Here is an 11,754-nt window from a genome sequence, read left to right on the forward strand (position 1 = left end):
GCGGGCGATTCAGAAAGCTTGCTGAATGAGTGGTTGCAGACCTGAGGCTGCAATCCCGAAATGAAGGCACCGCGCAGCGGCAAGATTTCCAGCCTGTCGCTGTGCTACCTGAAACATAGCCAGCGAGCGATAGCGCGTGTTGAAAAAGCGAAGGGAGATCCAAGAGGGAAAAAGCACTTTTCCCTCTTGGGCGGTTTCGGCGCAGCGCGTTAAGTGATCGCCGCACTTGAGAAACCGAAATTGTCCCGGTCCGGACCTCACGGCGAGTGAGACCAATTTGCCATTAAAAACCCACCATTTAGCCATTAAGAAATCTAGACATCTAAACGTTCGTTTTGTAGAGTGTCACTACCTGTCGGATTAACGTTTGATTCGGCTAAGAAAAATACAACGGCGGTGACACAATGTTCAGTAACGTTAAAATCCTCGACGGCGGCATGGGGCGCGAACTGGCCCGGATGGGTGCTCCTTTTCGTCAGCCTGAATGGTCTGCGCTGGCACTGATGGAGGCTCCGGAGTTTGTGCGAGCCGCTCACGATGCTTTTATTGCTGCCGGTTCTCAGGTCATCACCACCAACAGTTACGCCGTGGTGCCGTTCCATATTAGTGAAGATGTTTTTGTGGAGCAGGGCGCGGCGCTGATTGCGCTTTCCGGCAAGCTGGCGCGGGAAGCAGCGGATGCAGCACCGGCTGATGTGCTGGTCGCGGGTTCACTTCCTCCGGTTCTCGGGTCTTATCGTCCGGATCTGTTCGAACCGGTGGCAGCCAAAAAATTACTGCAAGTGCTGGTGAATAATCTGACGGACAGCGTCGATGTCTGGCTGGCCGAAACGCAAAGCTCTGTGGCGGAAGTCGAAGCCGTGCGTGAGGTGCTCGGCGATGACCCGCGTCCGCTATGGCTGTCTTTTACCTTGCAGGACAATCTTGATGAAAATGGCAATGCGCTGCTGCGCTCCGGCGAATCAGTTGATGATGCCGTAAACGGCGCATTACGGATTTCTGCCGGTGCGGTGCTGTTCAATTGCAGCCGGCCTGAAGTGATGGCGACGGCGGTGAAAACCGCGCGTGCCGCACTGACGGCGCAGGGATCTGCGCTTGATATCGGCGTGTATGCCAATGCTTTCGAACCTTCTGATAATCAGCGCGGTGCCAACGAAGGGTTGAGCAAAATGCGTCAGGACACTGATCCTGCCGGATATCTTGATTTCGCGAAAGACTGGGTGGCGCAGGGTGCCACCATGGTCGGGGGATGTTGCGGGATCGGGCCGGAACACATCGCCGCGCTTAAGCAGGCCTTCGCTAAATAACATCCATAAAAAGAATAAAACGCACATTAATTCTGAAGATGCATTCTTCGCAGACAGGGGAAAAACATGATTGATCGTCGTTCGTTTATCAAAAGTGCGGGGGCACTTTCCGTTGCTGCGGCTACCCACTCTTTGTGGCTGGGCAATGCCTTTGCTGCGGAGGCAGAAAAGCCGAAAAAAGGCGGGCATCTGGTTGTCGGTGTGGATAACGCTTCCAGCACTGACCGTCTGGATCCGGCATTCTGGTTCGAAACTTACATGTATTTCGTCGGTTCTCAGATGTTTAACAATCTGGTGGAAATCGACGAAAACGCCAGACTGGCCCCATCACTGGCTGAAGCCTGGGCCTCAACCGACGGCAGCAAAACCTGGGTGCTGAAAATTCGTCAGGGCGTGCAGTTCCACGATGGCCGCTCGCTGGGCGCGAAAGATGTGGTGTACTCCCTGAATCACCATCGTGGTGAGAAATCCACCTCGCCGGTGAAAGGTTATCTCGATACCGTCAGTTCAATTGAAGCCACCGGCGACCATGAAGTCACGATTAAACTGACCGCGCCGGACGTTGAATTCGTCTGGCTGCTGAGCGCGGTGCATTTCGCCATTACCGCTGAAAATGAAAACTTTGACAAAGGCATCGGTACCGGCGCATTTATCCTTGAGAAATTCCAGCCGGGCGTCTCTACGCTGACTAAACGCAATCCGAACTACTGGAACAGCGAACGCGGGCATGTCGATTCTGTCGAAACGCTGGCGATGAATGATTCAACGGCCCGTGTGGCGGCACTGGTCAGTGGTTCGGCACAATTGATTAACCGTGTGAATCCGCGCATCGTCAGCCGCATCGAACGTATGCCGAACCTGAAACTGGTGCGCGCCAAAGACAGTATGATTTATACCTTCCCGGGGCTGTCGAATCTGGCGCCGTTCGATAATGTTGATGGCCGTCTGGCGCTGAAATACGCCATCGATCGTCAGAAAATTATCGATACCGTGCTCGGCGGCTACGCCAGCGTGGCGAACGATAACCCGATTTTCCCGTCGAACCGTTACTTCGCGAAAGACATTCCGCAGCGGCCGTACGACCCTGAAAAAGCCCAGTTCCACTGGAAGAAATCCGGGTTCAGCGGCCCGCTGACCCTGAACGTTGCCGATGCCGGTTTCCCTGGTGCGGTTGATGCCGGTCAGCTTTATCAGCAATCCGCCGCCAAAGCTGGCATTAATCTGAATGTGGTGCGCGTGCCGGACGATGCGTTCTGGAATGATATCTGGCAGAAGAAAGCCTTCGTGTCGTCGAACTGGGCGAACCGTCCGACCGCCGATGCGCTGCTCTCGCTGGTGTTCACCAGCCAGTCTTCATGGAACGAATCCGCGTGGCACGTACCGGCTTTCGATGCGATGGTCAAAGCCGCGCGCGGTGAAGCGGACGAAGCGCGCCGCAAACAGATTTACCATGACATTCAGGTGATGCTGGTTGATCAGGGCAGCGAGATCATTCCGCTGTATGCCGATGCACTCGACGGTTGTTCCGCCAAAATCAAAGGGTTCACGTCCGTTCCGGGGATGCCGCTGAGCGGTAACCGTGCGGCAGAGAAAGTCTGGATCGAAGGCTGAACCGGGTAAAAATATGTCTGACTTATCTGCACAACAGAAAGCGACTCAACGGCCTGCGGGCCGTTTTTCGCAACCTCATTCCAGCTTGCTGAACATGGTGCTGATACGCCTGTTTTATGGCGTGCTGGTGGTGCTGGCAGTTTCCGTGCTGATTTTTGCCGGTGTGCAACTGCTGCCGGGCAATGCTGCGACGGCGATCCTCGGCCAGAGCGCCACGCCGGATGCCATCCGCGAACTGAACTTGCAACTGGGGCTGGATAAACCGGCAGTCAGCCGTTATCTGAGCTGGTTGGCCGGTGTGTTGCACGGCGATTTTGGCACCAGTTTCTCCACCCGTGAAGCCATCAGCGGCCCGCTGTTTACCCGCCTGGGCAACACGTTGTTTCTGGCCGGATGTACCGCCGCGATTGCGGTTCCGCTGGCGCTGCTGATCGGATTTATTTCCGTTCGTTATCAGGGCAGCGTAATTGATACGCTGCTCAACGCCATCACCCGCGCAACCGTCGCGCTGCCGGAATTTTTCTCCGGCTATCTGCTGATCCTGATTTTTGCCATCACGCTGGCATGGGCGCCGAGCAACAGCAGTATTACGGCGGATATGCCGCTGGCAGCTAAACTCTCCGCCATTTCCCTGCCGTGTGCCACGCTGGTGCTGGCGATCCTCGGCCATATGAGCAACATGACCCGCGCCGCGCTGATTGCTGCGCAAAGTTCGGCGTATGTCGATACCGCGTTGCTCAAAGGGCTGTCGCCGTCGCGCATTTTGTGGCGTCACGTATTGCCCAATGCCGTGGGGCCGATCATCAACGTCGTGGCGATCAATCTGGCGTATCTGATGGTCGGTGTGGTGATTGTTGAGAACGTATTTGTTTATCCGGGACTCGGGCAGTACATGGTCGACAGCATCAGCAAACGTGATATTCCGGTGATGCAGGATTGCGCGTTGCTGCTGGCTGGCATTTATATCCTGCTGAATTTGCTGGCGGATGTGATGGCACTGGTCGCCAATCCGCGTTTACGCCACAACCGCTGAATCTTAGGAATTGCTGTAATGCCTGCATTAAAACCTGCTTCGATACTTGGCCTGTTGGTGCTGAGTCTGTTTATTCTGATCGCCATTTTTGCGCCGTGGCTGGCGCCTCACGCGCCGGATCAAACGCTCGGGATGTCCTGGGATTTACCGGGACCGGATTCCATTCTCGGCACGGATAATCTCGGACGTGATTTGCTCTCCCGCCTGATCTGGGGCACCCGCGTTTCCCTTGGGGTGACCGCGCTGGCGGCGCTGGTGGCGTTTATCGTCGGTTGTACGTTCGGGTTTATTGCCGGACTGCGCGGCGGCTGGCTGGATCAGGTGATTTCCCGCTGCAACGATATCGTCATGGCTATCCCGACGCTGATCCTGGCGCTGATTGTGCTGGCCGTCTTGCCAAAAACCATTCTGGTGCTGACGCTGGTGCTCGGCTTGCTGGAATCGACCCGTGTGCTGCGCGTGGCACGATCCCTCGCGGTGGATATCGGCGTGATGGAATTTGTTGATGTGGCGCGGCTGCGCGGCGAAAGCCTCGGCTGGATCCTCTGGCATGTGATCTTACCCAATGCGCTTCAGACCCTGATTGCCGAATTCGGCCTGCGTTTTATTTTTATTCTGCTGTTTCTCTCTGCGCTGTCATTCCTCGGGCTGGGTATTCAGCCACCCACCGCCGACTGGGGTGGACTGGCGCGCGATAACAAAGACGGTATTTTGTTTGGCGTCTGGGCGGCGCTGGTGCCGGGTGGCGCCATCGCGGTACTGGCGCTGGCGGTCAACGCCGTGGCGGACTGGCTGATGAGCGGTGAGCGTCGTGTGTGGGGGAAAAAAGCATGAATGAGCACTTACTGCATGTCGAAAACCTGTACGTGGTGTCGCAGGGTAAAAATCCGCGCACGCTGGTGGATGACGTCTCTTTCACGGTGAAGCAAGGCGAAGTGCTGGGGCTGATCGGCGAATCAGGCGCAGGTAAATCCACCATCGGACTGGCCATTCTCGGGCACTGTCGTCAGGGGATGCGTATTCAGTCCGGCAGAATTACATTCAGCGGGCAGGAACTGACACAACTTTCTGACCGCCAGTTGCGGCAGGTGCGCGGCCGGCAGATTGCTTATGTCGCGCAGTCTGCCGGAGCAGCGTTTAACCCGGCGATCACGCTCGGTGAGCAGGTTATTGAAGCGGCGCTGAAACATAAAGTTTATCCCCGCCAGCAAGCGCAGGCCAAAGCCATTGCGCTGTTTGAACAACTCGGCCTGCCGGATCCACAGGCATTTTATCAGCGTTATCCGCATCAGGTTTCCGGCGGTCAGTTACAGCGCGCGATGATTGCGATGGCACTGTGCGCCGGTCCTGAGTTGTTGATTTTCGATGAGCCGACCACCGCGCTGGATGTCACCACGCAGCTCGGTGTGCTGAAAGCCATCAGCGATGTGATCCGCTTTTCCGGCGTCGCGGCGATTTACATCAGCCATGATCTGGCGGTCGTTGCGCAGATAAGCGATCACATCATGGTATTGCAGCACGGTAAAACGGTTGAACAGGCGGAAACGGCGCAACTGCTGAGCCAGCCGCAACAGGATTACACCCGCCGTTTGCTGCATGCGCAGGGCGGGAGCAAAACGCCGCAAACCGGCGATGCGCCGGTGGCGCTGGATATCCGCAACATCAGTGCGCGCTATCATGCGCAGCCGGTGCTGCAAAACATTTCACTGAGCTTGCCGCGCGGGCGCACGCTGGCGGTGATCGGCGAATCTGGCTCGGGAAAATCTACGCTCGGCAAAGTGATTTGCGGACTGCTCACGCCGCAAACCGGTGAAGTCAGTCTGAATCAGCAAGTATTACCTGCCAGTTTGCGCCAGCGCAGCCGCGTTCAGTTGCGCGATGTGCAACTCATTCATCAGATCCCCGACACGGCGCTGAATCCTAAAGAGCGTATTGGCAGCCAGATTTCCCGTGTGCTGGCCTGCTTTACGTCGCTGAACCGCAGCCAGCGTGAGGCGCGGGTCAGTGAATTGCTGGCACAGGTCGGATTACACGCTGAACTTGCGATGCGTTTCCCTGCCGCACTTTCCGGCGGGCAGAAACAGCGTGTGTGTATTGCGCGGGCGCTGGCGGCTGAGCCAAAAATTATCGTTTGTGACGAGCCAACGTCGGCACTCGACCCGTTAGTCGCCCGCGATGTCCTCGCGTTACTGCGCCAGATCCAGCAGGAAACTGGCATTGCTTACCTGTTTATCACCCACGATTTACAGGTGGTACGTGAAGTGGCGGACGAAGTCGCGGTGCTCAGGCAAGGCGTGATTGTGCGCCACGGCCCGGTGGCATCTGCACTCGCTGAACCTCTGGACGATTACACCCGCGAGTTACTGCGTTCGGTGCCTGAAATGCGGGTGGGCTGGCTGGAGGAAATGTTTGCTAATTAATACTTGTCCTCCTGCCCGGCGGTTTTGTTGTGCTCCTCCCCTTCGCAGGGGAGGAAGCAAAATGGTCATCCTTATTTACACTTTCGCAATATTAACGTCACTAAAGATTCCCTTATTTATACCGATAACCCTTTTGAATTAAATAAATCATTAGAAAGTCGTTCCGCTATGTAACCAATATTTTGAATTTTTTTTCATGGTATTTGTTTTATTGGCCAGGAAATAAGGGAAATAAAATGTTTAAACTGATCAACAATATGCGTGTCGGCGCCCGTTTAGGGGCCGCATTCAGCCTTGTCATTTTGCTTTTAGTCATTGTCAGCGGGATTGCAATCACCAAAATAAGCAGCATTAACACCAGTATTGAACAAATAATCAGCGACCGGTACGTGAAAGTCCGGCTGGCATTTGATGTTCGCGACGGCGTAAACGATCAGATTAAATATCTGCGGGGTATCGTTATCGATACTAAAAATCCTGAGCAGAATAAAAAGCGTTATTTACAACTGGATGACACGGTCAAAAAAACCAATTTAGCGATGGATAAAATCGCCGCGATCCAATCCACCGTGACGGGCAAGCAGAAAATTAAAACGTTGCAGGAAGCAGGTGAAACCTTCGAAACGGCGAAAGAGCAACTGATTGCCTTAGCCCGTGCCGGTGACATGGACGGTGCGACCGAATTTGTTCTGCGCAAACTCACCACCTCGCAAAATGCGTATCTGGATCTGGCAACCGCATTTGCCAACTCTCAGGATCAGCAGTTGCAGGCTGAAGGTAAAACAGCGATAGCAGATGGCGCCACCGCCATTCAGCTGACGCTGATTTTCTCCGCGCTGGCGATTTTAATGGCGGCGGCGCTGGGCTATTTCCTGACGCGTTCGATCACCCGTCCATTGCATACCGCAGTCAAAGTGGCAGAAAACGTGGCGGCAGGGGATCTGACCACACAAATCCAGGTGATGTCGCAGGATGAAACCGGGCAGCTCATGCAGGGGCTGAAAAACATGAATGAAAACCTGCTGAAAATTGTGACCGAAGTGCGTGCCGGCACCAATGCCATCACCAGCGCGTCCAGCGAAATTGCAGCCGGAAACCTCGATTTGTCTTCCCGCACTGAACAGCAGGCCAGTTCGCTGGAAGAAACTGCGTCGGCGATGGAGCAGATGACCGCCACCGTGAAGCAGAACGCTGATAACGCGCGTCAGGCTAATCTGCTGGCCGCGCAGGCTTCCCGCGTGGCGGTGCAGGGTGGCGAAGTGGTGGGCGAAGTGGTGAATACAATGGAAGGTATCAACACTTCCTCGCGTAAAATCGTCGATATCATTGCAGTGATTGACGGCATTGCTTTCCAGACCAACATTCTGGCGCTGAACGCTGCCGTTGAAGCAGCGCGTGCCGGTGAGCAGGGCCGTGGATTTGCTGTCGTGGCTTCCGAAGTGCGCAACCTGGCGCAACGTTCTGCCAGTGCCGCGAAAGAGATCAAAGTGCTGATCGACGATTCGGTGGCGAAAGTGGATAACGGCACGCAACTGGTTGCCAAAGCCGGGGCTACCATGGCGGAAGTGGTGTCCAGCGTAAAAAATGTGACTGACATCGTGGGCGAAATTGCGATTGCCAGTAACGAACAAAGCACCGGCATTGAAGAGATCAACAAAGCCATCACTCAGATGGATGAAGTCACCCAGCAGAACGCCGCATTAGTGCAGGAAGCTTCGTCGGCGGCATATTCGCTCAATGAGCAGGCTGAGCGTTTATCCCAGGCGATCAGTATCTTTAAAGTCAGCGCCGGTTCGGCAACGGCGGCGGTGCGTAAAGCCGGGCAGACAAAATCTCCCGCCTTGCTGTCAAACCGTCAGCCGGTTCCGGCCGCTGACCAGGGCAACTGGGAAACGTTCTAAATCTCCTGTTAGTTTCTCAAAGTTTTCCGTTTCATGTTTAAAACCTGACAATTTCTGTCGGGTTTTTTACTTTCTGCCTCAGCTTTTGCCATAATCCCTTCGCCAATATAAAGGAGAAGGCTTTGATGATGAAAAATACCCTGCGTAAAACCGTGCTGATGGCGGCGGCTGTAGTGCCAATGCTCGCATTCAGTGCGGTGTCATGGGCGCAAACGGCGACAAAAATGACGTCTGTGCAGCAGCAACTTGCGGCGCTGGAAAAAGACAGCGGCGGTCGTCTTGGTGTGATGCTGATTAATACTGAAGACAATTCCCAGATTGCTTACCGCGCCGATGAACGTTTTGCCATGTGCAGCACCAGCAAGTTCATGGCCGCGTCAGCCATTCTTAAACAGAGCGAAACGCAAACGGAGTTGCTGAACCGCCGCGTCAGCCTCAAAAAATCTGATCTGGTAAATTATAACCCGATCACCGAAAAGCATCTCGATACCGGCATGACGGTAGGCGAACTGGCTGCCGCCGCCTTGCAGTACAGCGATAATACCGCCATGAATAAACTGATTGAGCAGCTTGGTGGCCCGCAGAAAGTCACGGAATACGCCCGTACGCTCGGCGATAAAACGTTCCGGCTGGACCGCACTGAACCAACGCTGAACACCGCCATTCCGGGGGATGACCGCGACACCACTTCACCGCGTGCGATGGCTCTGAGTCTGCAACACGTCTCGCTGGGCAGCGCGCTGGCTGAACCGCAACGCGCGCAACTGGTGGAATGGATGAAAGGCAACACGACCGGCGCGATGAGTATCCGTGCGGGGCTGCCTGCGACCTGGGTGGTCGGCGATAAAACCGGCAGCGGCGATTACGGCACAACCAATGATATTGCGGTGATCTGGCCGGATAATAAGGCCCCGCTGATCCTGATTACCTATTTCACCCAGCCGCAGAAAGACGCGAAATCCCGCCGCGATGTGCTGGCTTCTGCCGCGAAGATTGTGACGCAGGGTTATTGATTTACGTTGAAAAGGACAAAGAGAAGGGCCCGCAAGAGCCCTTTTTGATTGCCGTGTAACGGGCAGATATGGGTTATTTTAGAAACAAGAGAAGGGAATAGAATGTCCAGGCCGTTTTCAGGATCTGCGCAGGCGCTCATGATGTCATTGCTGACGGGACAGGCTACGCACTGGCAGCGCGCGTGGGTTCCGCTACCGTTGACCTCTTCGGTCTGGCAATCAGTCAGCGGGGTTTTATTTTCCAAAATACTGCAACCGGTCTGGTGGTGCTGCTGTTGCCCTGAGCCTGTGGTGACGGTGAAGAAAAACACGGTGTACTGGCTGGCCCATCTGGTTCAGGAACCGGGTCCGGCGGCTGATAAACTGTGGATTGATGCGGTGCGAACGCGCTATCAGATGCAGACCAGCAGCATCCTTCCGCCGGAAACCGATGCGATTCTGTCGCAGGTGTTCCAGGATTACGTCACCTTATATGAGTTCTACCGCAAAGGTCGGGTTAATGAGCTGAATAATTAGGGAAATATCCGAAGGGATTGTTTATATACGCGGCGGACATTATTCTCTGTATTATTTCTGTAATAACCGCACCGATATCGCGGTGTAATATATTTCAAAATTTATATCTGACGGCTATTCAGCCAGTTACTGCACCGTACTTTAATATTATCGCCCATATAACAGCCGCAGGCTATAATTAAACAACTTTCCTGAAAGACTGTTCACCGGGCATCAACCCCCGGTGCGACGTCGTAGCCGCAGGGGTATTGATGCCTGACAACGGTGTGATTTTAAGCCTGATATGTCGCGTGTTGACCCGTCGTTCCGCAAGACGGATGTGCTTTTTAGTGCTTTATTAATGACCGTGTAACGGAGTTAAGTCAGCACGATCGTTCATTAAATCATCAACATATTGATTCCTATAGGAAAGAATAAACAAATCTATACAAAATAAATTATTGAGGTGGGGGCAAAAAAGCCATATATTGGCCGCGTTTTTCATACGCTTGTAATTTTCTTAATCAAATTTATTCAATTGTGGCGTTCTAATAACACACGGTTGTAGGAGAGATATGATGACGGATAAAGTCCGTATTGACAGTTTTGGTGCGAATTCATTAAACGGAAACAATGAAACCTATTTGGCAAGACAAGCTGAATTTGAATCGAATGTTCGGAGCTATCCACGTAAGTTGCCTCTGGCAATTGCGAAGGCCAATGGCGTTTGGATCACGGATGTTGAGAATAATCAATATCTTGATTGCCTGGCCGGTGCGGGTACGCTTGCTCTTGGACATAATCATCCTGACGTGCTGCAAAGCATCCAAAATGTCATTACCAGCGGCTTGCCGTTACATACACTGGATCTGACAACACCGTTGAAAGATCAGTTCTCTGAATATCTGCTTTCTTTATTGCCACAACAGGGCAAAGAGTATTGCCTGCAGTTCACCGGACCGTCGGGTGCTGACGCTGTTGAAGCTGCCATGAAACTGGCTAAAAAAGTCACCGGCCGTAGCGGTATCATCAGCTTCTCGGGTGGCTACCACGGTATGACGCACGCCACACTGGCGGTGACCGGTAACCTGTCTCCGAAAGAAGCTGTTAATGGCATGATGCCGGAAGTGCAGTTTATGCCTTACCCACACCAGTACCGCTGCCCGCTGGGCATTGGCGGTGACGCTGGCGTTAAAGCATTAACCTGTTACTTCGAAAACCTGATCAACGACGTTGAGAGCGGCGTTCGCAAACCTGCGGCTGTCATTCTGGAAGCGGTTCAGGGCGAAGGCGGCGTGAACCCGGCTCCGGCTGAGTGGTTGCAGCGCATCCGTAAAGTGACTCAGGAACACGGCATTCTGTTGATCCTCGACGAAGTGCAGGCGGGTTTCTGCCGTACCGGCAAACAGTTCGCCTTCGAACATGCGGGCATTGAGCCGGATATTATCGTGATGTCCAAAGCGGTCGGCGGCGGTCTGCCACTGGCGGTTCTGGGTATTAAGAAAGAGTTCGATGCCTGGGCTCCGGGTCACCATACCGGCACCTTCCGCGGTAACCAGCTGGCGATGGCCACCGGCCTGACCACGCTGAAAATCCTGAAAGAAGAAAAAATCGCCGAGAAAGTGGCAGCGCAGGGTGAATGGCTGAAAGCCAAACTGGCTGACATGCAGAAACGCTATCCGGTTATCGGTCACGTGCGTGGTCTGGGCCTGATGATCGGTATTGAGATCGTCAAACCAGACGAAGCGCAGGATCACATGGGTTGCTATCCGGCTGACGGCGAATTGTCTGCATTGCTGCAGAAAAAATGCTTCCAGGCTGGCCTGATCCTCGAACGCGGTGGCCGTAATGGTTGCGTGCTGCGCCTGTTGCCTTCCCTGCTGATCACCAACGATGAGCTGGGTATTTTCCTCGATAAGTTTGAGCAGGCGCTGTTAGCGGCTGGCATCAAACCTGTCTGAGCGGAGTAAGAGA

9 protein-coding genes are annotated in these 11,754 nt (G+C 54.2%); all 9 read left to right on the forward strand.

Annotated elements, in window-relative coordinates; genetic code table 11:
- The first annotated feature begins 404 nt into the window (after positions 1–404).
- Positions 405–1,307 carry a homocysteine S-methyltransferase family protein gene (locus EX31_RS00685; RefSeq protein ID WP_014416664.1) on the forward strand — a complete coding sequence of 301 codons (903 nt, stop codon included), beginning with the start codon at positions 405–407 and terminating at the stop codon, positions 1,305–1,307.
- A 69-nt stretch (positions 1,308–1,376) separates the two neighbouring features.
- Entirely contained in the window at positions 1,377–2,918 is a 1,542-nt protein-coding gene (locus EX31_RS00690) for an ABC transporter substrate-binding protein (RefSeq protein ID WP_173362124.1), read from the forward strand.
- A gap of 94 nt (positions 2,919–3,012) precedes the next feature.
- A complete protein-coding gene (locus tag EX31_RS00695) occupies positions 3,013–3,951 on the forward strand; it encodes an ABC transporter permease (RefSeq protein ID WP_051930984.1) in 939 nt (312 codons plus the stop codon).
- An 18-nt stretch (positions 3,952–3,969) separates the two neighbouring features.
- Positions 3,970–4,785: an ABC transporter permease gene (locus EX31_RS00700; protein WP_013578126.1), complete on the forward strand. Its 816-nt coding sequence runs from the start codon at positions 3,970–3,972 to the stop codon at positions 4,783–4,785.
- Positions 4,782–6,371: an ABC transporter ATP-binding protein gene (locus EX31_RS00705; RefSeq protein ID WP_037032809.1), complete on the forward strand. Its 1,590-nt coding sequence runs from the start codon at positions 4,782–4,784 to the stop codon at positions 6,369–6,371. The genes EX31_RS00700 and EX31_RS00705 overlap by 4 nt, the downstream gene beginning before the upstream one ends.
- Positions 6,372–6,607: 236 nt before the next feature.
- Positions 6,608–8,272: a methyl-accepting chemotaxis protein gene (locus tag EX31_RS00710; protein ID WP_013578128.1), complete on the forward strand. Its 1,665-nt coding sequence runs from the start codon at positions 6,608–6,610 to the stop codon at positions 8,270–8,272.
- A 125-nt stretch (positions 8,273–8,397) separates the two neighbouring features.
- Positions 8,398–9,285 carry an RAHN family extended-spectrum class A beta-lactamase gene (gene blaRAHN / locus EX31_RS00715; protein ID WP_037032810.1) on the forward strand — a complete coding sequence of 296 codons (888 nt, stop codon included), beginning with the start codon at positions 8,398–8,400 and terminating at the stop codon, positions 9,283–9,285.
- A gap of 141 nt (positions 9,286–9,426) precedes the next feature.
- On the forward strand, positions 9,427–9,801 hold the full coding sequence (locus tag EX31_RS00720) for a hypothetical protein (protein WP_231576009.1): 375 nt from the start codon (positions 9,427–9,429) through the stop codon (positions 9,799–9,801).
- Positions 9,802–10,355: 554 nt separating this feature from the next.
- Entirely contained in the window at positions 10,356–11,741 is a 1,386-nt protein-coding gene (locus EX31_RS00725) for a diaminobutyrate--2-oxoglutarate transaminase (protein WP_037032812.1), read from the forward strand.
- The last annotated feature ends 13 nt before the right edge of the window (positions 11,742–11,754 follow it).

The organism is Rahnella sp. WP5 (assembly GCF_000745615.1).
Lineage (GTDB): Bacteria > Pseudomonadota > Gammaproteobacteria > Enterobacterales > Enterobacteriaceae > Rahnella > Rahnella aceris.